Origin of the sequence: Pseudomonas sp. PAMC 25886, from assembly GCF_000242655.1 — a bacterium.
In the GTDB taxonomy this organism is placed as follows: Bacteria; Pseudomonadota; Gammaproteobacteria; order Pseudomonadales; family Pseudomonadaceae; genus Aquipseudomonas.
This window is the reverse complement of the sequence record NZ_AHHC01000015.1, coordinates 36,222-57,491: the sequence shown is the minus strand read 5'-3', so window position 1 is coordinate 57,491 and position 21,270 is coordinate 36,222. Positions and strand designations below refer to the sequence as shown.

Below are 21,270 nucleotides of genomic sequence, written 5' to 3'. Positions count from 1 at the left end.
GCCCGCCCAAGTTAGTGCACTTGCACTAAATATCGACTTATATAAAACAACTTCCAGGTGATCTATGACTGCGATCCCGAATGGCCTTGATCCTGCCGATAACAAGGGCCCGGATGGCTCCCGGAGCACGTTTGAAAAAGCCCTGTTCACCGCTGTCGACAAGCCAGTATTCGACCCCTCGAAAATCCGTGGTCCGTCCATCCCGCTGCCTTATCAGAACGTCCAGGCACCGGTGAACAACAGCATCACCTACACCCCGCTGGGCAGCGACAAGCCGGTGACCCTCAAGCAGATCGACAACCCCAGGCTGTTTGAGCAATTGGTCAACCAGTACAACACCCAGCAAAGCGATGCGACCCTTGAAAAGAACCTGGCCGACAGCAAAAGCGCCGGCTACAAGGAAGCCGACGCCAGCACCGTGGCGCCGGGGCTGGACAACTACAAGGCGATTGGCAGCACCACCGAATTGGGTCCGGGGCTGATCCGCTACGAGACCAGCGCCGGCGACAAAATCGTGGTCAGCCAGAAGGAGACGCCTGCGCTGTTTGCCCAGGTCAGCGGCGACTCGGCCAAGCTGTTCGCGATCAACGCCAGCCAGGCCGATGGCTACCGCCTGGCCGGCCCCACCGAAACCATGGACCCGGCGGCGAACATCGGCCCGCCCGAAGAGGTCGGGCCAGGCTTGATTCGCTACACCACCGCCTCCGGCGACAAGGTGATCGTGTCCCAGGACATCACCCCGGCGCTGTACGACCAGGTGGCCAAACTGTATGCCGGCAGTACCGGTGCGGCGGGCGCCTCGGACACCTCCTGGATCGACACCTCGTCGTTCGGCGTGTCGGGCGCCAAGGACTGGGACACCATCACCGGCAACACCAGCGGCACGCCGACCAAGGAAGAACTGGACCTGAACCGCCCCAAGGCGGCTGCCCAATTGCTCTCGCAAAACTGGGACGCCTGGGGCCTGCACGGCGCACCGATCGACTTCGCCAACCCACCCACCACCCTGCCGCCGGAAGCCCAGGCGGTGCTCAAGTACGTGGCCAGCAGCCCGAGCCTGATGGCCGCGCTGGACACCGGCGGGCGCGGCAAGGCCGACAACGTCATTACCCATTCGGATGTCGACCACTTCATCGACAACGCCGGCAAGGACCTCGGCGCCGCGTCGAAATCCTATGGCAGTTTCCTCGGCAGCCACCCGGGCGACCTGGCCAAGGCCAACGCCAAGTCGGCGGCGATCCTGATGGCCAACGAGAGCCTGGCCGCCGGCGCCGGTTCGGCGATGCGCCCCGGTGACGCCAACCAGCGCAGCAATGACGGCATGCTGCGCAGCGACAACCTCGCAGCGTTGGGCAGCGATTCGGCCCTGAGCACCGAGCTGACCGGCGCGGCGGCGATGTGGTCGAAACCCGGGATGTTCCACGCCCTGGAAACCGGCGGCGACAACCCGGCCACCGGCAAGTCGGACGGCATCGGCACTCGCGACAACATCGGCGCCTGGCTGGAAAAACAGGCGCCGAAAACCGACAGCGACACCCTGACCTTCCTCGACGGCGCCGCCACCCGTGACGCCGTGGCCGGTGTCGACACCTCGGGCCTGACCGCCGACATCCTGGCCAACCCGCAGAACTACAGCGGCGAGCAAAAAGCCGCGGTGCTGGTGCAACTGACCGATGCACAAACCCGCCTGCTGGTGAGCGATTACGTGCCCCACGCCGGCCTGATGGACAAGTACACCTCGCCCAACTACGGCCTCAACCCCAACGAAGACAAGATCAAGGCACAGCTGCAAAGCGGCATCGAAACCCTCTCGGCCGACCCGGATGTGCAAGGCTTCCTGCAAAACAATCGCGGCCCGGCCCTGGCCGACATCGTCGACAGCAACCCGACGATGAAAGTCGCGATGCAGAACTACTACACCAACGATATCGAGACCGGCAAAAACCTCACCGACAACCTGAATGCCAAGGACCAGAACGGCAAGCAGATCGACATGGGCATGGGCCTGCAAAACGCCGCCAACGATACGACCATCGCCAACCTGGCGCTGGGGGGCAACGGCCATGTGGACCTGACCGGCATCGCGGACAAGGCCGGGCAAAGCGACAACATCCAGCAGTACTACAAGAACGAATTGGTGACCGGCAAAGCCTTCACCGACGCGGTGGCCGGCGGCATGGACCCGACCGTGGCGGCCAGCAGCTTCGCCGCCAGCACCGCCTCGGCCCAGGCCTTCCTTGGCGACAAAGCTTCGGCGGATGACGCGGCCACCTTGCAGGTGAATTTCAACGAAGCCCTCGGCGATGCGCTGCTTGGCGGCGCGACCACCGACACCCTGAACATCACCCTGGGGGACGGCAAGGGCAACTTCGACGAAGCCAAGGTGACCGCCGCGATCAACGACGCCCAGCAGAAAGACCCCGAGATGTTCGTCACCTCCGACGGCGGCAAGATCGACCCGGCGCAGGTGGTGTCGATGCTGCGGTCGGTGTGGGACATCGGGCGCCAGGGCGACAAAATTGCCGACGCGCTGCCCAAGGCCATCGAAGGCATGAAGTTCGGCGACGTCAGCCCGGCGTTCAAGCAAGGCCTGTTGCACATCGGCAGTGCGGTGCTGATGAGCGGCGTGCTGATGGCGCGATCGGCCAGCGGCAGCAACACGCCGGTGGCGGACGCCAACCGGGTGTCCGCCGGGCTGCAATTTGCCGGGCTGTTGATGGAAGGCGGCACCAAGTACGCCAAGGAAGCAGGCTACGGCATCACCTGGGTCAACCGTCCGGACGGCGGCACCATTGGGGATTTCCCCGGCAAGGTGCCGGTGGGCAAGGGTCCGCTCAGCCCGCAGCAAATCGCCAACCTCGGCGCGGCCGGCAAGATCATCGGCTCGGCGGGCGGGATCATCGGCGGCGTGATCGGGGTGATTGGCGGTGTCGATTCGTTGAAAAAAGGGGATTACCTGACCGGCAGTTTCTCCGTCGCCACCGGCGTGCTCGGCACGGGTGCGGCGGTGGCCGGCCTGGTGGAAGCCGGCGCCGGGTTATACGGCGCCACGGAAATCGGTGCGGTGGCCGGGACCATCAGCGGCATCCTCGGCGGCGCCACGGCTATTCTCGGCGGCATCGGCAGCGCCTTCCTGCCCTTCGCCCTGGCCGACGCCCATGGCAAGGCGCAGGACGCGTTCTACGGCCAGCTGGCGCCAGTGCTCAAGCAATACGGCTTGACCGGCGGCCCGACAGAACCCGGGGACTATCCGGACGACCCGATCCCAGCGATCAACACCTGACCCTCCCTTGCAGCCCTGCGCGAAAGGGAGCCGCGCGGGGCTGTGTCTTGAACACGCACAAAGGTTAATCACATGACGTATTCACAACGCAGCCACCTTGAAGACAGCGCTTTTGAAATTCACTTTGGTCCTTATCGACTGCTGCCCAGACGTCATCTGCTGCTGAAAAACGGTGAACCGGTGAGCCTGGGCAACCGCGCCCTGACCTTGCTGATCGCCCTCGCCTCGCGGCCTGGAGAACTGCTGGAGAAAACCCAGTTGCTGGACATCGCCTGGCCACGGCTGGTGGTGGAGGAATGCAACCTGCGGGCGCAGATCAAGGCGATCCGCCGGGCGTTGGGGGACGATGACTCGGTCTATATCGCGACGGCGACGGGCCAGGGTTATCGGTTTGTCGCACCGACCTGGGTGGAGCGCGAGGCGCTGAAAAAACCGGTGGTGCTGGGGGTTTATAGCTGTCGCCGCTGTGTGGGCAGTGAGGCGAAGCCGGTGCACAGCGTGCGGCAGGAAAGGCTTAACAGCTGAGCCGTGGTGATTATTCCGTTGGAAAAATATGTTTTTTCCAGCGGAATTATTTGGCCGGGCTGGTCGTTGTGTTTCCCGAGACTGCTCACTTTTATCAACTTTTCGGGAAACTTCTCATGAATCGTATTCATTGGCTCAGCCTGGCCAGCCTCCTCGTCATTGGCACCGCTCAGGCGGCGACCCTGCAAGTTCCGGTCAACCTTGTCAGTGCCGATGGCGCGCCGCAGCCTGTTGGTACGGTGACCATCAGTGAGTCGGCGTACGGGCTGATTTTCACCCCTGACTTGAAGTCCCTGCCGATGGGGGTGCATGGGTTTCATATCCATGAGAACGGCAGCTGTGAGGCGGGTGTGAAGGATGGCGTGAAGGTGGCGGCGCTGGCCGCCGGTGGGCATTTTGACCCGCAGAAAACGGGCAAGCATTTGGGGCCGTATGCCGAGGGGCATCTGGGGGATTTGCCGGCGCTGTATGTGAATATGGACGGGACTTCGACTAACCCGGTGTTGGCGCCGCGGTTGAAGACCATTGCGCAGATCAAGGGCCGGGCGTTGATGATTCATGCCGGGGGGGATAACCACTCCGACATGCCCAAGCCTTTGGGTGGTGGGGGTGAGCGATTGGTGTGTGGGGTGATCTGAGTTGGCGGGGGGCATATCCGTTATTTTGGTTGTGGCTGATATGGGTTCCGCTTTTACAGCGGGTCACTTTTGAAAGGAGCCGGAATGCCGGCCCAGCCAAAAGTAACCAAAAGGCTCTTGCCCCACCACTCGGCACCTCGCCTAGGCTCGGTGTGCCCGCACTCCGGCATTACTACGCGGGCCGCCGCGACGGGGCGTCCCTGCCCCGTCGCGGCTAAACCGGCGTCCTGCCGGTTTACCCGCTCCGTACTACCTGCGTTCGGCCAGCGTGGTTTAACGGGGCGCCTAAGATCAAGATCAAAAGCAGATCAACAGCACAGCGGCCTACAGGCCGGCTTGAGTGGTGTGGAGCAAAGGCAAGATCAAAATCTAGAGCGGGCACGGTCAAATGTGGGAGCTGGCTTGCCTGCGATGGCATCGCCTCGGTGTACCTGAGAGACCGAGTCGTCTGCATCGCAGGCAAGCCAGCTCCCACAGAAAAGCAGAGCTGCATCAGTTTCAGATTTGGCTTTTGATCTGGCTTCTACCACTCAAGCCGGCCTGTAGGCCGCTGTGCTCTTGCTTTTGATCTTGATCTGGCTCTGACTGCCCCAATAAGCCCGAGGCCGAACGCAGGGGGTGCGGAGCGGGTAAACCGGCAGGACGCCGGTTTAGCCGCGCTGGGCCAAGGATGGCCCATCGCGGCGGCCCGCGGAGCATCGCCGGAGTGAGGGAACACCGAGCCTAGGCGAGGTGCCGACAGGCGGGGCAGAGCCCTTTGCTTACTTTGGGGCTCTTCCAAAGTGAGTCGCTGTAAGAGCGAAACCATAAGCCGCCGTTACCTAAATAACGGATATGTACTCACCCTGAAAAAACCAAACTCAAATCCAACCGCCCTTCAAGCACCGGCGGACACCAGTAGTACCCCCCAGTCAACGGCGTGCTGATGCGATACAACCCATCAACAATCCCATCCTCCAGCCCACTCATCCGCCGCAACTGCGCTTCAAACGCATCAAACGAATGCCCAAACGCCAGGAACATCAACCCCGCCTGCCCATTCTCGGCCCAAGGCATCGACCGACGCACCACAAACGCCTCAGGGGTAAAACTCTCCTGAGCCGTACGCTTGGTGTGCGCCGACTCCGGCGCATCCTCCAGCTCCTCGTTATCACCATGGCGGCGACCGATGATGTGATCCCGCTCCAGGGCCGGCAAGGCCGCAAACCCATCCAGATCATGCTGCCACTGCTGGATCGCCGCAAAGCTCGCCCCACCCTCCGCCACCGCCGCCTCAACCGCCGCATCGTCATGGGGATTCTCAGTGCCATCCTCATAATCGGTCAGGTCAAACCCGGTCTTGTAGCGAAAACCCTCGGTCATCTGAACCAAGGCAAACCCCGGCGCCAGGGCCTTCTCAAACGCGCGGCTGCGCAACAGCAACTCACCGCGATCCACACCATGCAGCCAGACCCACAACGCCTGCTGGGTCGACGGATTCTCCGCCCCCGGCCCGCTCACGTGAGGGAACGCCCGCAACCCGTCAACCCGGGCGCCAAGGGCATTGACCAGCGGCTCACCGAAACCCACCACTGCATTCGCGTCTGCCAACTGCACCAGCGCATCCAGTGCGGCAGGTACAGCCTCCAGGGACTCAATGGCAAAAAACAGATGGCGTGCCTGCAACGGCACCGGTGCGGCAAGAATGCCCGGCTGGTACTGACTCATGTGAACTCCTTCAAGAAAGCCGCGCAGTTTAACCGGCCAGTGCCGGGTTGTGCTCAAGGTTTTCCAGGGTTCGCGGGTCGAGGTTCAGTTGCGCCTTGAGTTGCGCCCAGCCTTTGGGCGTGACCAGCACCGCGCGGGAGTTTTTCGAGCGGCGCAGCCAGTCGGCCTCGCACAGAGCATTCAGCAGGTGTACGCCCAACGGCCCGGCCAGGTGATGAGTGCGCTCGGTCCAGTCCAGGCACTGTTGCGCCGCCACTGGTGAGCCTGGGCAGCCTGGTCGCCGGCCGACTGGTCAGGGTTTGGGGCAGTGAACGCCTGATCGGTGTGGCGCTGTTCGGCGGCCTGTTGGCGGGCCATATCTGGACGTAATGCGTCTAGCCCTTGCCACACGGGCGGTTGATGGGTGAATCTCTAGTCACGTTTTGCAACCACTCCAGGGGTAGCGACATGACCACCGACAACCTGCTCGCCCAGCTGTTTCCCACTGCCGCCGAGATTCCCGAGCAATTCCGCCTCGCAGCGCCCATTGAACAACGTGATTACCTGGTAGGCGGCCAGTTGCATGTGTGGCACGGCCCCTTGGCCGAGGTACGCAGCCCGGTGCAATTGCGCGGCGCCGACGGTGACACGCCGGTGATCATCGGCAGCACCCCGCTGCTGGACGCCGACACTGCCCTGACGGCCCTCGACGCCGCCGTGGCCGCTTACGACCGTGGCCAGGGCGCCTGGCCGACCATGCGCGTGGTAGATCGCATCCAGCACGTCGAGGCCTTTTTGCGGCGCATGCGTGAACAGCGCGACGCGGTGGTGAAGCTGTTGATGTGGGAGATCGGCAAGAACCTCAAGGACTCGCAGAAAGAATTCGACCGCACCTGCGACTACATCACCGACACCATCAACGCCCTCAAGGAACTCGATCGCCGCTCCAGCCGCTTCGAGCTGGAACAGGACACCCTCGGGCAAATCCGCCGCGTACCGCTGGGCGTGGCGCTGTGCATGGGCCCTTACAACTACCCGCTGAACGAGACCTTCACCACGCTGATCCCGGCGCTGATCATGGGCAACACCGTGGTATTCAAGCCGGCCAAGCTCGGCGTATTGCTGATTCGCCCGTTGCTGGAGGCATTTCGCGACAGCTTCCCCGCCGGCGTGATCAACGTGATCTACGGCAGCGGCCGCGAGACCGTCAGCGCGCTGATGGCCAGCGGCAAGATCGATATCTTTGCGTTTATCGGCACCAACAAGGCCGCCAGCGATTTGAAGAAGCTGCACCCAAAACCGCACCGTCTACGTGCGGCGCTGGGCCTGGACGCGAAGAACCCCGGGATCGTGCTGCCACAGGTCGACCTGGACAATGCAGTCAGCGAAGCGGTGACCGGCTCCCTGTCGTTCAACGGCCAGCGTTGTACCGCACTGAAGATCCTGTTTGTGCACGAGGATGTGGTCGACAGTTTTATCGAGAAATTCAACCACAAGCTGGCCACCCTCAAGCCTGGCATGCCCTGGGAAGACGGTGTGTCGCTGACGCCGCTGCCCGAGCAAGGCAAGGTTGATTACCTCGGTGGCCTGGTGACCGACGCCCTGGCCCATGGCGCCAAGGTGGTGAACGAGAATGGCGGCGCCAGCCGTGGCTCGTTCTTCTATCCGGCGGTGCTGTACCCGGTGAACCCGCAGATGCGCGTGTACCACGAAGAGCAATTCGGCCCGGTGGTGCCGATCGTGCCTTACCGCGACCTGGAGACAGTGATCGACTACGTGCTGGAGTCGGACTTCGGCCAGCAACTGAGCATCTTCGGCACCAGCCCGGGTGAAGTCGGACGGCTGGTGGACGCGTTCGCCAACCAGGTGGGCCGGATCAATATCAACGCCCAGTGCCAGCGCGGGCCGGACAGCTTCCCGTTCAACGGGCGCAAGAACTCGGCCGAGGGCACGCTGTCGGTACATGACGCGTTGCGGGTGTTTTCGATCCGTACCCTGGTGGCGACCAAGTTCCAGGCGAGCAACAAGGAACTGGTGAGCGACATTTTGCAGGAGCGTACGTCGAGCTTTTTGACCACTGACTATATTTTCTAAACCCTGAAATAGGTCGCCGAACGCCTGTAGGAGCTGGCTTGCCTGCGATGACGGACTCACCTCCAACAGTGATGTTGGCTATGACACCGCTATCGCAGGCAAGCCAGCTCCCACCCTGAGTCGACGGCGCCTGTTCGACCGAGGCCACCTTGAGACCGTTTTCATTGCACTTGCCCCTGTTCGCCCGCCGCTTGCTGCGTCCGCTATTGGACCCGTACCGGCGCTACCGTCATGCCAAGTTGATCCACGCGGTACGCGTTTCTATTGGGTTGCTCGCCACCATTCTGCTCACCACCGGCATCAACCTGCCCCACGGTGAGTGGGCCTCGGTGACGATGCTGATCGTGATCGGCGGTTTGCAGCACCACGGCAATATCGGCAAGAAAGCCGTCGAACGCGCCTACGGTACGTTGATCGGGGCCAGCGTCGGCTTGCTGCTGGTGGTGCAGGAGACGTACCTGGGCCAGCCGCTGTTGACCTATTTGCTGATGTCGGTGGTGTGCGGGTTCTTTTCCTATCACGCCATCGGCAAGGGCGGGTACATCGCACTGCTGTCGGCGATCACCGTGTTTATCGTCGCCGGCCATGGTGACAACCCGCTGTCGGATGGATTGTGGCGCACGGTGGACATCCTGATCGGCATCGTCCTGGCCCTGGCGTTTTCCTTCGCCCTGCCGCTGTATGCGGTGTATTCCTGGCGCTACAACCTGGCCAGTGCCTTGCGCGATTGCGCGGCGATTTACAGCCGGATCATCAGCGGCCAGTCGGTGACCGATGATGAACACCTCAAGCTGCTCAATCGGCTTAACGCCGCCATGCTGCAACTGCGTTCGCTGATGCCGTCGGTGTCCAAGGAAGTGCGGATTTCCATGACCGAGCTGGACATCATCCAGCGGCACCTGCGCATGTGCATCAGCACCCTGGAGATCCTCGGCAACACCCGGCCCGATCCACGGGACAAGGAGGCTCTGGCACGGATGCAGGTGGCGTTGAAGAGCGAGCATCGACAGATACGGGTGCAGTTGATCGGCATGGCGCGGGCCTTGAAGTCTGGAGTGACCGAACGGCTGGAGCGGCCGAGCAATATGACGCCCCACGAGCAGACCTTTGAAGTGCCGGTGGTCAACGCGCTGGACGGTTACCGTTTGTTGACCCTGCAACTGGCCGCCAACATTGATGACATGCGCCAGCGCCTGGCCAAGACTGCCAGCCACTGGAAAATCTGATCAGCCCCGGTGCAGCGCCTGCACAAGCAGTTGCTGCAACGCCTGTAGCCGGGGCTCGGGGCTGTCCTCGGCGAAGCGCAATACATTGGCCACTTCAGGCAGCGCCATCTGCTGCTCGAAAGGCCGATGCACCGCCACCCGCTTGTCGAGGTGGTCGCTGCTGAGCAGGCCGACGCCCAGCCCGGCAGCGATGGCCGAGACCACACCCTCCACCGAACCACACTCCACCGCCACCTGCCAGGGAATGCCCAAGGCACTCAGGCGTTCCTGGGCCAGTTGCCGGTAAAAACAGCCAGGCCCGAACGTGATCAGCCGCACGCAGTCATCCGGTGCGTGTTGCCAGCCGGGCCGGGTGCACCAATGCACGTTCTCGCTCCACAACAACTGGTCACGCGCTTCGACGCGGTGGGTGAAATCCTGGTGCAGCGCCAGGTCCAGCTCGCGGTCCACCAGGGCCTGGCGCAGTACGTGACTCTGTTCCACCACGATCCGCACATCCAGCTGGCGATGCTGTCGGGAGAACTGGCCCAGCAGGTTCGACAGCTCGGCCATCGGCACCTGCTCGGTGGCGCCCAGGCGGATGGTGCCGTGCAGTTGCACTGGATTGAAATGCGCCAGTGCAGCGTCGTGGGCCTCAAGGATGCGCCGGGCGTGGATCAGCAATTGCGCGCCATCGTCGCTGGCCACCAGGCGCTGGCCGTCGCGCTGGATCAACGGTCGCTCCAGCTGTTTCTCCAGGCGCTTGATCTTCCAGCTGACCGCCGACTGGCTGAGGTTAAGGCGCTCGGCCGCCCGGGTGACACTGCCGGTTTCCACCACGGTTTGCAGGGCCCGCAACACATCGATGGGCAGTCGCTGGTTCATGATCGAGACCTATGACAAAAACAGGATTAGCAGAGAGTAAGTTGTCATCGGTGTCATGGCCAGCAGCACTTTAGGGTAAAGCCTTCATCACCGCGAGGATTTGCCATGACTGCCCTGCTGAACGAAGTCGCCTTGATCAACGGTTGGCGCATTGCCACAGGCCGCCATGGCGATGGGCTGCCCGTGCTGTTGCTGCACGGTACACCCGCCCACTCCATCATCTGGCGTAATGTGGTGCCGCGCCTGACGGCCGCCGGAATGCAGGTGCACCTGTTTGACCTGTTGGGTTTTGGCGCTTCGGAGCGCCCGCACCACGCGGACACTTCCGTCGCGGCGCAAAGCCAGCTGATCGGTGAATTACTCGACCACTGGGAGCTTGAGGGCGTGCACCTGGTCGGCCATGACATTGGTGGCGTCATCGCGTTGCTGTTTGCCCTGGAGCATCCACAACGGGTGCGTTCGTTGACGATCGCCGACGCGCCCAGCTATGACTCGTGGCCATCTCCCACCTGGCGCGGGATTCACCAGCGGTTCAGCGACCATGCGCGCATGGCACCTGACGAACACCGGGCACTGATGATCCGCCAACTGGCCATGGCCGTGTACGACAAACGCGTGATGCAAGGTGAGTTGCTGGAGGCGTACCTGGCGCCGATCAGCGGCGTGGTCGGCCAGCCGGCGTTCTACCAGCATCAGGTGGCGCATTACGATTCACGGTACACCGCCGATTTTGCCGAGCGCCTGCCGGGCATGGCGTTGCCAGTGCAAATTCTGTGGGGCGCCGAAGATGAATGGCAGCCGCTGGAGTATGCGCACCGCCTGCAAAGCGACATTCCTGGGGCGGTGCTGCAGGTGCTGGATAACGCGGGACATTTTCTGATGGAGGACACGCCGGCACGGGTGAGCGAGTACCTTGTCGACTTTATTCGCCGGGCTGAGCGTCTACGCTGATGGCCATTTGACGGGATCATACAAGTCAATAACTTCACACTTTCTCTTACATATTTTTCACGTTTTATTCACATCCGGCCCCGTAGTGTGAAGCCTCATCCGTTACAAATGCTGCACTTAAAAACCCGCCGCCCCAGCGGGTTTTTTTTGCCTGGGATTTGAGTTTTTACAAGGTTGTTTGATCGGCCTGGTCGAGGCTAACCGGCTCATTGAGAGCCGGTCTTGATGGTTCAGCGAGCCACCTTGTTGACAGGCGACGCCGCTTGCTCACGGATGGCACGCTGAGTATCCAGCACCCGCGCCAGGGCCGTTTCGGCTTCCGGGCTTTGCTGTGGCACGCGAATCGCCGCGGACACCAGGGTAATCAGCTTGGCCATCACCTCGGCATCCGTCGCCGGCCGTCCCAGGCTCATGGAGTTCATCAGCAAGCGCAGCTCGGTGCCGGCCATCACCCCGGAAATCGCCTTGAGGGCAAATTGCAGGCGCACCCCCAATTCGTTGCGCGGCAGGTCTGGCAGGGCCAGGGCGAACGCTTCAAAGAAACGCTGGAACACGGGCTGGTAATGCACCTTGAGGTATTCCTGGATAAACGGTGAGGTGTCGCTGTAGACCCGCCCCAGAAAACGGATGAACGAACGCCCTTCCCCACTCGCCGGGTCGCTGCGCTCCAGGCCCATGGCCGGGGCGAACAGCACGCCGAGCAAGGTGTCGCAGTCCAGCGGGCCGTCGGATTCGGCTTCGCACCGCGCGAGCAGTTCCAGGCGCTGCTCGTTGAGCGGCTCCAGGCGCTGCATCAGCAGGGTTTTCATCAGGGAATCCTTGTCCCCGAAGTGATAATTCACCGCAGCGAGATTGACCTGTGCCCTCTCGGTTATCTGCCGCAACAAAACGGCGTCATAGCCGTATTTGATGAAAAGAGCCTCTGTCGCATCCAGCAATCGGGTCTTGGTAACGTTTGGAGCGCTGAGTTTCTTCGCGACCATAGGGGTTGGGGTTCCACTGCGGAAATATTGTTTTAAAAATTAATTTGATTTTTTATACCGGGGCCGCTGCCCGAAAGCAAGTAGTGACACTGCGCCATACTATTCAAAGCCAGCAGCGACGGGCTCGTTGAGGGTAGCTGATGGATTTTTCCGGCGCCTGAAACGCCCCTTTAAAGAATCGTTTCAAAGGGTAAAACCGCTCTATATCCATGGCTGGCGGAACGGCTGGATCGCGGTTAGTATTCAAACAATATTTTAAAAACAAGAAATAAAACCAGTCCGTGACGTGTGCCAGGCAGCTCCTGAACTTGTTACAAGGATTTTCAGGGAAAGCACGGTACTGTCGAGACTGCAGGCGTAGTCATGATGACAGATACCCCCGCGCACCCAGGCTTTATCTCCCTGCAAGGCATCGGCAAAAGCTATCAGCTGGCCGGTCAACACCTGTCGATTCTCAATGATGTATGCCTGGCCATCGAAACCGGTGACAGCTGCGGCATTCTCGGCGCGTCCGGTTCCGGCAAAAGTACCCTGCTCAATATTCTCGGCCTGCTCGACCTGCCCGACTGCGGCCACTACCGGTTTGCCGGCCATGACGTCTTCAGCGCCAGTCCCGATCAGCTGGCGGCGATCCGCAATCAACAAATCGGTTTCGTTTTTCAAAGCTTCAACCTGCTGCCGCGCCTCAGTGCCCTGGACAACGTCGCCCTGCCCCTGAGCTACCGAGGTGTGTCGCGGCATGCCTCGGTGGAACAGGCCCTGCGCATGCTCGACCAGGTGGGCCTGGCCGAGCGCGCCCACCATCGCCCGGCCGACCTGTCGGGCGGCCAGCGCCAACGGGTCGCCATCGCCCGCGCCCTGGTGGGCAACCCCTCGGTGATCCTCGCCGACGAGCCCACCGGCAACCTCGACAGCAGCACCGCCCAGGAGATCATGGACCTGCTGCTGGCGCTCAATCGCGAGCAGCAGGTGACGCTGATTATCGTCACCCACGACCCGCACATTGCCGAGCGCCTGAACCGCAAGATCCTGGTGCGCAATGGTGTGGTGCAAGAGGCCGGGCGCCTATGAGCCTGCGGGTCGAACAAAGCCTGAGCCAATTGCTGCACGAGGCGTTTGTCAGCCTGCGCACCCTGGGCAAGCGCTCGATCCTGGCCCTTTTAGGCATCGTCATCGGCAGCTCTTCGGTGGTGGCGCTGATCAATATCGGGCACAACGCCGCCGAAGACGCGGCGATGATATTCAAGGACATGGGCACCGACACCCTGGTGGCGCAGTTCCCGCCCAAGGGCACCAGCATTGCCCCCATGCCTGCCAGCCTGGACCTGGAAGCGGTGCGCCGCAGCGTGCCCGGCATCGCCCATATTGGCGCGATTTCGATGTTCAGCGGTCCGGTGGTGTTCCATGGCCGCACCTTCAATGCGAGCTTCGTCGGCAGTACGCCAGACCTCAAGGACGCCATGCGCCTGTCGGTGCGCGACGGGCGTTTCCTGTCGAACTTCGACGCGGGCGAAACCTACGCGGTCGTCGGCGAACAGGTGGTCCAGGCCTTGAGTGCCCCCGGCGACCCCCTGCAACTGGGCGACCGGGTGCGCATCAACGACTACCTCTACCTGGTGGTGGGCATCCTTCATAACCAGCCCCGGGCAATGCTGATCCCCGTACAGGCCAACGAATCGCTGTTCGTCCCCGCCCCGGGCATGCGCCGGATCTACTTCAGCCCGCAAATCGGCAATGTGATTATCCGCGCCACTCCCGGCCAGGACATGGACCGTGTCGCCCGGGACGCCGCCGCGGCGCTGCAAAACCAGATCACCGACCACAATGTCGACATTCAGGTGCCCCAGCAAATGATCGATGGCATGACCCGGCAGAGCCGCACCTTCGCTTACCTGCTGCTGGCCCTGGGCGCGATTTCCCTGGTGGGCGGCGGCGTCGGCGTGATGAACGTGATGCTGATGAACGTCTCGGAGCGGCGCCGGGAAATCGGGATTCGCATGGCCCTCGGTGCGCGCCAGAGAGACATTCGCAACCTGTTCCTGCTGGAGGCCGTCACCCTGACCGCCGTCGGTGCCTTATGCGGCGCGGTGCTGGGCATGACCGCCGCCTATCTGTATGCCTGGCTGTCCGGCTGGCAGTTTTCCCTGGCGGTCGCCGCACTGCCCCTCGGGGTGGGCAGCACGTTGCTGGTGGGGCTGTTTTTCGGGATCTATCCGGCGGTGTCGGCTTCACGGCTGCAGCCGGTGGAGGCCCTGCGCGATGAATAAACGGCTGCTGTTATCGCTGGCCCTGGTGAGCCTGCACAGCATGGCCGCCGATGTGGTGATTCGCCCCTCGGCGCCCAGCACCACTCGCAGTGGTTATGAACGCAGCGTGTCGCTGAATGCCCAGTCCACCACCCTGACCCTGGGTGACGCGGTGTACCTGGGCCTGCGCAACAACCCGGCGATTCGCAGCGCGTACCTGCAACGGGTGGCGCAGAAATTCGACCTGCGGGTGGCCGAAGACACCTTCAACCCCAAGCTGACCCTGAACAGCTATTACCGCGCGACCAAAGGCACCGACGACAGCGCCCGCAACGCCAACCTGGCGCCCAACGCCACCTTGCTCGGCGAGTACGGCACGCGCTTGAGCATGAACTGGACCCAGCAACTGAACAACGCCGACCGCGCCGGACGCTTCCGCAGCGACGGCCTCGACCTGTCGGTGATCCAGCCCCTGATGCGCGGTGCCGGCTGGGACGCCACCACCGCCCCGTTGCGCCTGTCACGCCTGTCGGAACAGGCCAACCGCCTGAACCTCAAGGCCAACGTGGCGCAGACCATCAGCAACATCATCACCACCTACCGCGAGTTGCTGCGGGCCCAGGAACAGTTGAGCATCGTGCAGGACGCGCTCAAGCGCTCAGACACCTTGCTGGAAGTGAACAAGGCGCTGATCAGTGCCGGGCGCATGGCCGAATTCGAGATTGTGCAGACCGAAGCCGATATCGCCACCCAGCAACTGGGAGTCGAAGAAGCCCAGAACCAACTGGACACCAGCCGCCTGGCCCTGCTGCGCCTGCTGGCCCTCGACCTGTCGACGCCGATCCGCGCCACCGAGGCCCTTGAAGCCAAGCGCATGGACATCGACAAGCACCAGGCTTTCGTCCTGGCGCAGAACCAGCAACCGGGATACCTCGCCACCCTGCTCGGCAGCCAGCAGGCCGACCTCAACCTGGTGATCGCCAAGGACTCCGGGCGCTGGCAGGTGGACCTGGTGGCTGGCGCGAACCAGATCCGGGCCGCCACCAACGACGATAACGGCTACAACAGCAACCGGCGCTGGGACAGCTACGCCGGCGTGCAGGTGCAGATTCCCATCGGCGATATCAGCACCCGCCAGGCCGAGGTGCATGCGCGGGTCGACGTGGAGAACCAGGAAATCATCATCGCCGACGCCCGCCAGCAACTGGAGCGCGACGTCAACGATGTGGTACGCGACCTGGGCACCCGTTGGCGTCAGTATGAAATCTCCCAGCGGGCGGTGGAGCTGTCCAGGCGCAAGATCGAAATCGAACGGGAAAAACTCAGCGCCGGGCGCTCCACCAACTTCCAGGTATTGAGTTTCGAAAACGACCTGCGCAACGCCGAGAACTCACGGCTCAATGCGTTGATTGCCTATTTGAACGCCCAGACTCAGTTCGACCTGACCCTGGGCATGACGCTGGAAAGTTGGGAAATCGCCCTCAATGACTACTAATAAAAAGCGCCTGCTGGGTGCCGTGTTGATTGTGCTGGTGGCCGGTGTCGGCATCACGCTGCTCAGCCGCCAAAGCCCGGCCGCGAACCCGCCCGGCAATGCCGAGCAATGGCTGGCGGTGAAAGTCGACCCACTGGTGCACCAGATCGGCCTGGTGGGCAAGATCGAACCCGATACCACCATCACCCTCACGGCGCCCTTCGACGGCAATGTGCAGGCCAACCTGGTGGAACAGGGCCAGCGGGTCGAGGCCGGCCAGGTGCTGCTGCGCATGGACCCGGCCACCCTCGAAGTGCAACTGCGCGACGCCCTCTCCGCGCAGCTCAAGGCCCGGCGCACCGTTCAGGAAATGCAGGACTGGGACAGCGGCCAACAAGTCGGCCGTGCCCGCCGCAGCCTGCGCACCGCCGAAATGACCGCCAGCAACACCCAGCGCAAACTCACCGAAAGTGAAAACCTGTTCAAGCGTGGCATCATCCCCCGCAACGAACTCGACGACCTGAAACAGCAGACCGCCCAGCAACAACTCGACCTGGTGGCCGCCCGCGGCGAACTGCAACAGGCGATCGAACAAGGCAAAGGCGAATACCGGCAGATCGCCGATATGGAGCTGACCAATGCCACGGTGAAATATGACGCCCTGCACACCCTGCTCGATGGCAAGGAGGTCAAGGCACCGTTCTCCGGCATCGTGGTGCCTGCGCCGGGCAGTAACTCGTCAGGCCCGGGCGGTGGCAACAACAATGCGCCGGTCCAGGCCGGGAGCAAGGTCAGCCAGGGCCAGGTGCTGTTTGGGCTGGCGAATATCGAGAAGCTGAAAATCGTCACCAAGGTGTCGGAGCTGGACATCAACCAGTTGCACCAAGGGCAGGCGGTGGAGGTGCTGGGTGACGGGTTTGACGGCGAGCGGCTGACGGGTTCGGTCAGTGTGGTCAGTGGCTTGGCGATTGCCAGCGACAGCCAGGGCAGCGCGCAGTTTCCGGTCACCCTGTCGATCCCCAAGCTGACCCCGCAACAGCTGCAACGGGTGCGGCTGGGGATGAGTGCGCGGTTGACCATTGTGACCTACAACAATGACCAGGCGATTGTGGTGCCGGCCCAGGCGATCAGTCGCGGGGACGGGGTAATGACGGTGGAATATCGGGCAGCGATGGATAAACCGGTGGAGCGGGTCACGGTAACGACCGGGCAGTCGACGGCGCAGGGGGTTGAAGTGTTCGGGTTGAAGCCGGGGTTTGTGAAGGTCGGGCCATGAACCCCGACCGGTAGGAGCTGGCTTGCCTGCGATAGCAATCTGTCAGTTGATAAGGATGGACCTGACCCACCCCTACCACAGGCAAGCCAGCTCCCAGATTAGATTTAGAGGTGCGCCAACCTGGCGGCGAGCGCCTTGGCCTGAATCGCCACGTCCGTGACCGCGGTACTTTCCCACCACATCCCCCGCAACGGCGGGCCCATCGCAAACAGCCGCTGGCTGACCTGCCCGTGGGCATCCAGCACCGCCCCCGACACATCCGCCGCAATCCCCAGCGCCAACGGCCCGGGTTGAATCAACCCACGCTTGAGCAACTGCCGGGGCAACGGCCGGGCCACGCGCCGCCAGTCGTATTCAATCCCGCTGGAGTTGATCAGCGCCGCCCCCGATACCTGCACCACGTCCTGTTCACCACGACGACGCAGGCGAATCGTGACATCACCGTCTGAGGGCACCAGCCCCTTGTACGATGCCGCCTGAATCCGCAACCGCCCTTCCCCGTGCAACCGAGCCACCAGCTCGGCACTCAAGGGCGGCGAGCGGTGGTGATGGCTTTCCCACCAGGGCCGAACATGCCGTACGAACTGGCGTTTCTCGCCCTCGCTGGCCTGGCTCCACAAACGCCCGATGTGGGCACGCACGGTGTCCAGCGGGGCTTGCCAGTCAATCCCCTGGTCCAGCGCAAGCCGGCATTGGCGCCGCACTTCCCGCAGCAATTGCCGGGGGCTGCGCAGGCGGTGGTCTTCGCCCAGGAAGTCGACCCAGGCCGGTGGCTGCCGGCGCACATGGGGCAACAGGCCGTGACGCGAAAAAATCTCGATGGGCCCACGGTGACCGGCCTGTTCCAGGGACACCACGGCGTCCACCATGGTCAGCCCGGAACCGATGATCAACACGGTGGATTGCGGGTCCAGTTGGGTCATGGCCTGCACGTCCCACGGGTCGACCGCAGCCGCGTTCAAGCCGCTGGATTCGGTCTGGGGCGTACGGGCCGCCGGGAACATGCCGGTGGCCAATACCGCAACGGCACCGCGCAGTTGCTGGCCGTCACTCAAGGTCAGCAACGTGGCGTGTTCGTCCACCTCAAGGTCTGTCACCTCGGCGCGGACATGCTCGACGGTCGAGGCCGACCGCGCCTTGGCTTCTGCCAGCCGTTGTTGCGCGTACAAGCCAAAAATCCCGCGGGGCGGAAACAGTTCGCTGATGGGCACGTGTTGCTGGTCTGACTCCGGCCAGCCGCCGTCGGCGATGTAGGCGGTGAGCCACTGGGTCAGGTCATCGGCGTTGTCCGGGTCGACGCTCATGCGTGCGGCGTTGCCGTTCAAGGTGTGGCCCAACTCCACCGCGCTGTAGGCCTCGCCGCGCCCCAGTTCCTGGCGCGGTTCGATCACCAGGATCTGCCGCTTGCCCGGCAGGCGCAGCAACTGCACCGCGAGCATCGTCCCGCTCAGGCCGCCGCCGACAATCAGCACATCAGCGTTGCGAATGGCGCTCGTCGCCTGTCCGCGTTCGGTTTCACTCATGAAATTGCGCCCTTACTGTCTGCCTGAATGGTTGTGGTAAAAATCGCCCCGTGCAGTATCCAGCACATCGACCCGGGGCGCCTAGCTCAGCCCGACTGCGGGAACCCCAGGCTCTGGCCGCTGTTCAGCCATTGCGCCAGCACCGCCGCCAGGCCGCCTTGCCCGTGGGTGCTCTCCTCGCTCCACAGTTCGGTCTTGCCGGAAGGCTGCCACCAGCGGCAGAGCCGTTGTGACGTGTCCACGGGGTCGACCCGTTGCACAACGCCCACCGGTTGCAGCCCCTGGATATAAGCGTGGGTAGGCCGAATGCGCCACAGCTGTTGCTGCAAGGCGGCAGGCTCCAGGTCGTCAGCCAAGGTCAGGATTTGCCCACCGATGACCTGGGCAGCCAGGGCCAGCAGCAACAAATGAGGCTCGAAAGCCCCGCTGAGGGCCAGCCGCGAATCTTCGGTAAAGCCCTGCTGACGCAAACCATCCGCCTGGCGCTCGACATCGCGCAGCGCATCAATCCAGCGCCAGGCGTACCACTGGCCGTCACGCTTGTGGCGCAGGGCACTGTGCAACGGCGTCACCTGCGCCCAGTGGTGCAACTGCACCAACGCCCTGGGCAGCACCGCGACCCGTTCAGCGGGCCATTCCAACTCCAGCGGACGTTCAAGTTCATGCACGCTCATAGGTAATGCTCCTATTGGTGAAACAAGCATGCGGTGGTCCGCTGGCCGAAGTCGTTGGCTTGATGAAGATCACCTGTGGGAGCTGGCAAGCCAGCGCCCACATTGATGTGGTTTCTCCCGTCAGATCGCTGTGGCTTTAAGGTCGCGATAGCTGGCACCCGGGTGGTTGTCCAGCAAACGTGCGCCTTCGCCGAACAATTTCTCCCTCAGCGTGCCCTGGGCATATTCAGTCTTGTACACCCCGCGCTTCTGCAGCTCCGGCACCAGCCAGTCGACCGCGTCGATAAAGGTCTCGTGGGTCAGCGCATAGGCGAGATTGAAGCCATCCACATCGGTCTCTTCCACCCACTCCTGCAACAGGTCGGCCACGGTTTCCGGGCCGCCGACGAACAACGGGCCGAAGCCGCCGATGCCGACCCAGTCCGCCAGTTCGTTGGGGGTCCAGACCTTGTTCGGGTCTGCCGTGGAGAACGCTTCCACCGCCGATTGAATGGCGTTGGTGTGCACATGCTTGAGGGGTTCATCGGGCTTGAACTGACTGAAGTCGATACCGGTCCAGCCGGAGATCAGGGCCATCGCGCCTTCGTAGCTGACGTAGGATTTGTACTCCTCGAACTTGGCCTTGGCCTTGGCGTCGGTTTCGCCAACGATCACCGTCTGCAAGTTGAAGATCAGGATTTTCTTCGGATCACGGCCGGCTTCTGCCGCACGCCGGCGGATATCGGCGACGGTTTTCTTCAGCAGGACTTTCGACGGCGCGGCCACGAAAACGCACTCGGCCTGCTCGGCGGCGAACTGTTTGCCCCGGCTGGAGGCACCCGCCTGGTACAGCACGGGCGTGCGTTGTGGCGAAGGCTCGCAGAGGTGAATGCCAGGCACCTGGAAGTGTTTGCCGACGTGGCGGATCTCGTGGATCTTGCTCGGGTCACTGAAAATCCGTCGCTCACGGTCGCGCAGAACGGCCCCCTCCTCCCAACTGCCTTCCCAGAGTTTGTAGCAAACCTCCAGGTATTCCTCGGCGTAGTCGTAGCGCGCATCGTGTTCGGTCTGGGCTTTCTGGCCGAGGTTCTTCGCGCCGCTTTCCAGGTACGAGGTGACGATGTTCCAGCCCACGCGGCCCTTGGTCAGGTGGTCGAGGGTGGAAAGGCGCCGGGCGAACGGATACGGGTGTTCAAAGGACAGCGAAGCCGTCAGGCCAAAACCCAAATGCTCGGTGACCAGTGCCATGGGCGCGATCAGCGACAAAGGGTCGTTGACCGGCACCTGGGCCGCCTGGCGAATCGCCGCGTCGCCGTTGCCGTTATAGACGTCGTAGATGCCCAGCACGTCGGCGATGAACAGGCCGTCGAACTTGCCGCGCTCAAGGATTTTCGCCAGGTCGGTCCAGTATTCCAGGTCCTTGTACTGCCACGAGCGGTCTCGCGGGTGAGCCCACAAACCGGGGGATTGGTGGCCAACGCAGTTCATGTCGAAGGCATTCAAGCGGATTTCACGGGACATCAAAGCACTCCGTTGAGGTGGTAGTTGCCGACAATCTGATATTTCCAGCGCAACGGGTCATCGAGGGTCGGTGGCAATGCGGTGCGTTGGCCGGTGAGTTCGAATTCGGCATTGCTCGCGGCGATGAGGGCTTCGGCAGCCGCGATCTGCGCTTCAGTGAGGGCCACCGGGCTCGGGTGGGTTTCGGCACGCTCAAACAAGGCGGCCGCGACGTCCACGCGAATCTGCAAATCGCCAAAGCGGCTGATCACGTAGGGGTCATCACTTTTCTCGACAAAACGCCGGGTGCTTTCCAGCAGTTGGCGCGCCAGATTCAGTGCGGTCATG

Annotated in this window: 18 protein-coding genes; 10 read left to right on the top strand and 8 right to left on the bottom strand. The window is 62.7% G+C overall.

Annotation, left to right across the window (positions count from 1 at the left end):
* Nucleotides 1-64 precede the first annotated feature (64 nt).
* The 3 genes from MUM_RS0103635 to sodC all read left to right on the top strand — a co-directional run bounded on the left by MUM_RS0103635 (nt 65) and on the right by sodC (nt 4,446).
* The gene (locus tag MUM_RS0103635; protein WP_010167052.1) at nt 65-3,283 is read left to right on the top strand and encodes a type III effector HrpK domain-containing protein; all 3,219 of its coding nucleotides are present in this window, start codon (nt 65-67) and stop codon (nt 3,281-3,283) included.
* 72 nt (nt 3,284-3,355) lie between these two features.
* Nucleotides 3,356-3,808, top strand: coding sequence for a winged helix-turn-helix domain-containing protein (locus tag MUM_RS0103630; protein WP_010167049.1), 453 nt, complete (start codon nt 3,356-3,358; stop codon nt 3,806-3,808).
* 116 nt (nt 3,809-3,924) lie between these two features.
* Entirely contained in the window at nt 3,925-4,446 is a 522-nt protein-coding gene (sodC, locus tag MUM_RS0103625; protein WP_010167047.1) for a superoxide dismutase family protein, read from the top strand.
* Nucleotides 4,447-5,286: 840 nt separating this feature from the next.
* Here the strand turns inward: sodC and MUM_RS0103620 are convergent.
* A complete protein-coding gene (locus MUM_RS0103620) occupies nt 5,287-6,153 on the bottom strand; it encodes a Dyp-type peroxidase (RefSeq protein WP_010167046.1) in 867 nt (288 codons plus the stop codon).
* 28 nt (nt 6,154-6,181) lie between these two features.
* Nucleotides 6,182-6,409, bottom strand: coding sequence for a hypothetical protein (locus tag MUM_RS0103615; RefSeq protein WP_010167044.1), 228 nt, complete (start codon nt 6,407-6,409; stop codon nt 6,182-6,184).
* 191 nt (nt 6,410-6,600) lie between these two features.
* On the opposite strand from MUM_RS0103615, the gene MUM_RS0103605 reads away from it, so the two are divergent.
* Both MUM_RS0103605 and MUM_RS0103600 read left to right on the top strand, forming a co-directional pair.
* Nucleotides 6,601-8,226 (top strand): NADP-dependent glyceraldehyde-3-phosphate dehydrogenase, encoded by a 1,626-nt coding sequence (locus tag MUM_RS0103605; RefSeq protein ID WP_010167042.1) that lies wholly within the window; start codon nt 6,601-6,603, stop codon nt 8,224-8,226.
* A gap of 164 nt (nt 8,227-8,390) precedes the next feature.
* Nucleotides 8,391-9,452, top strand: a complete 1,062-nt coding sequence (locus MUM_RS0103600) for an FUSC family protein (protein ID WP_010167040.1) — start codon at nt 8,391-8,393, stop codon at nt 9,450-9,452.
* On the opposite strand, the gene MUM_RS0103595 is transcribed toward MUM_RS0103600, so the two are convergent.
* The gene (locus MUM_RS0103595) at nt 9,453-10,316 is read right to left on the bottom strand and encodes a LysR family transcriptional regulator (protein WP_010167038.1); all 864 of its coding nucleotides are present in this window, start codon (nt 10,314-10,316) and stop codon (nt 9,453-9,455) included.
* Nucleotides 10,317-10,421: 105 nt separating this feature from the next.
* Between MUM_RS0103595 and MUM_RS0103590 the strand changes: the two genes are divergently transcribed.
* Nucleotides 10,422-11,267, top strand: a complete 846-nt coding sequence (locus tag MUM_RS0103590; protein ID WP_010167036.1) for an alpha/beta fold hydrolase — start codon at nt 10,422-10,424, stop codon at nt 11,265-11,267.
* Nucleotides 11,268-11,497: 230 nt separating this feature from the next.
* On the opposite strand, the gene MUM_RS0103585 is transcribed toward MUM_RS0103590, so the two are convergent.
* Nucleotides 11,498-12,250 (bottom strand): TetR/AcrR family transcriptional regulator, encoded by a 753-nt coding sequence (locus MUM_RS0103585; protein WP_003211721.1) that lies wholly within the window; start codon nt 12,248-12,250, stop codon nt 11,498-11,500.
* A gap of 363 nt (nt 12,251-12,613) precedes the next feature.
* Between MUM_RS0103585 and MUM_RS0103580 the strand changes: the two genes are divergently transcribed.
* Genes MUM_RS0103580 through MUM_RS0103565 form a run of 4 tightly spaced genes read left to right on the top strand, consistent with a single transcriptional unit; the run spans nt 12,614 to nt 17,246 of the window.
* Nucleotides 12,614-13,321 carry an ABC transporter ATP-binding protein gene (locus MUM_RS0103580; RefSeq protein ID WP_029615767.1) on the top strand — a complete coding sequence of 236 codons (708 nt, stop codon included), beginning with the start codon at nt 12,614-12,616 and terminating at the stop codon, nt 13,319-13,321.
* Complete coding sequence (locus MUM_RS0103575; RefSeq protein ID WP_010167031.1) at nt 13,318-14,517, top strand: ABC transporter permease; 1,200 nt, start codon at nt 13,318-13,320, stop codon at nt 14,515-14,517. The genes MUM_RS0103580 and MUM_RS0103575 overlap by 4 nt, the downstream gene beginning before the upstream one ends.
* Nucleotides 14,510-15,991: a TolC family protein gene (locus MUM_RS0103570; RefSeq protein WP_010167030.1), complete on the top strand. Its 1,482-nt coding sequence runs from the start codon at nt 14,510-14,512 to the stop codon at nt 15,989-15,991. Before MUM_RS0103575 ends, MUM_RS0103570 begins: the two co-directional genes overlap by 8 nt.
* Nucleotides 15,981-17,246: an efflux RND transporter periplasmic adaptor subunit gene (locus tag MUM_RS0103565; protein WP_010167028.1), complete on the top strand. Its 1,266-nt coding sequence runs from the start codon at nt 15,981-15,983 to the stop codon at nt 17,244-17,246. The genes MUM_RS0103570 and MUM_RS0103565 overlap by 11 nt, the downstream gene beginning before the upstream one ends.
* A 104-nt stretch (nt 17,247-17,350) precedes the next feature.
* Here MUM_RS0103565 and MUM_RS0103560 read toward each other — a convergent pair whose 3' ends face one another.
* The 4 genes from MUM_RS0103560 to MUM_RS0103545 all read right to left on the bottom strand — a co-directional run bounded on the left by MUM_RS0103560 (nt 17,351) and on the right by MUM_RS0103545 (nt 21,269).
* Nucleotides 17,351-18,769, bottom strand: a complete 1,419-nt coding sequence (locus MUM_RS0103560; protein ID WP_010167026.1) for an FAD/NAD(P)-binding protein — start codon at nt 18,767-18,769, stop codon at nt 17,351-17,353.
* Nucleotides 18,770-18,855: 86 nt separating this feature from the next.
* The gene (locus tag MUM_RS0103555; RefSeq protein ID WP_010167024.1) at nt 18,856-19,443 is read right to left on the bottom strand and encodes an AMP-binding protein; all 588 of its coding nucleotides are present in this window, start codon (nt 19,441-19,443) and stop codon (nt 18,856-18,858) included.
* A gap of 120 nt (nt 19,444-19,563) precedes the next feature.
* Complete coding sequence (locus MUM_RS0103550; protein WP_010167022.1) at nt 19,564-20,943, bottom strand: LLM class flavin-dependent oxidoreductase; 1,380 nt, start codon at nt 20,941-20,943, stop codon at nt 19,564-19,566.
* The gene (locus MUM_RS0103545) at nt 20,943-21,269 is read right to left on the bottom strand and encodes an acyl-CoA dehydrogenase (RefSeq protein WP_010167020.1); all 327 of its coding nucleotides are present in this window, start codon (nt 21,267-21,269) and stop codon (nt 20,943-20,945) included. The genes MUM_RS0103550 and MUM_RS0103545 overlap by 1 nt, the downstream gene beginning before the upstream one ends.
* Nucleotide 21,270 lies beyond the last annotated feature (1 nt).

Bases quoted from the DNA above. Each gene is read 5' to 3' on its own strand.
- MUM_RS0103565 (WP_010167028.1), top strand. From the start codon at position 15,981: ATGACTACTAATAAAAAGCGCCTGCTGGGTGCCGTGTTGATTGTGCTG.
- MUM_RS0103580 (WP_029615767.1), top strand. From the start codon at position 12,614: ATGATGACAGATACCCCCGCGCACCCAGGCTTTATCTCCCTGCAAGGC.
- MUM_RS0103595 (WP_010167038.1), bottom strand. From the start codon at position 10,316: ATGAACCAGCGACTGCCCATCGATGTGTTGCGGGCCCTGCAAACCGTG.
- MUM_RS0103620 (WP_010167046.1), bottom strand. From the start codon at position 6,153: ATGAGTCAGTACCAGCCGGGCATTCTTGCCGCACCGGTGCCGTTGCAG.
- MUM_RS0103560 (WP_010167026.1), bottom strand. From the start codon at position 18,769: ATGAGTGAAACCGAACGCGGACAGGCGACGAGCGCCATTCGCAACGCT.
- sodC (WP_010167047.1), top strand. From the start codon at position 3,925: ATGAATCGTATTCATTGGCTCAGCCTGGCCAGCCTCCTCGTCATTGGC.
- MUM_RS0103605 (WP_010167042.1), top strand. From the start codon at position 6,601: ATGACCACCGACAACCTGCTCGCCCAGCTGTTTCCCACTGCCGCCGAG.
- MUM_RS0103630 (WP_010167049.1), top strand. From the start codon at position 3,356: ATGACGTATTCACAACGCAGCCACCTTGAAGACAGCGCTTTTGAAATT.
- MUM_RS0103570 (WP_010167030.1), top strand. From the start codon at position 14,510: ATGAATAAACGGCTGCTGTTATCGCTGGCCCTGGTGAGCCTGCACAGC.
- MUM_RS0103585 (WP_003211721.1), bottom strand. From the start codon at position 12,250: ATGGTCGCGAAGAAACTCAGCGCTCCAAACGTTACCAAGACCCGATTG.
- MUM_RS0103555 (WP_010167024.1), bottom strand. From the start codon at position 19,443: ATGAGCGTGCATGAACTTGAACGTCCGCTGGAGTTGGAATGGCCCGCT.
- MUM_RS0103635 (WP_010167052.1), top strand. From the start codon at position 65: ATGACTGCGATCCCGAATGGCCTTGATCCTGCCGATAACAAGGGCCCG.
- MUM_RS0103545 (WP_010167020.1), bottom strand. From the start codon at position 21,269: ATGACCGCACTGAATCTGGCGCGCCAACTGCTGGAAAGCACCCGGCGT.
- MUM_RS0103575 (WP_010167031.1), top strand. From the start codon at position 13,318: ATGAGCCTGCGGGTCGAACAAAGCCTGAGCCAATTGCTGCACGAGGCG.
- MUM_RS0103550 (WP_010167022.1), bottom strand. From the start codon at position 20,943: ATGTCCCGTGAAATCCGCTTGAATGCCTTCGACATGAACTGCGTTGGC.
- MUM_RS0103590 (WP_010167036.1), top strand. From the start codon at position 10,422: ATGACTGCCCTGCTGAACGAAGTCGCCTTGATCAACGGTTGGCGCATT.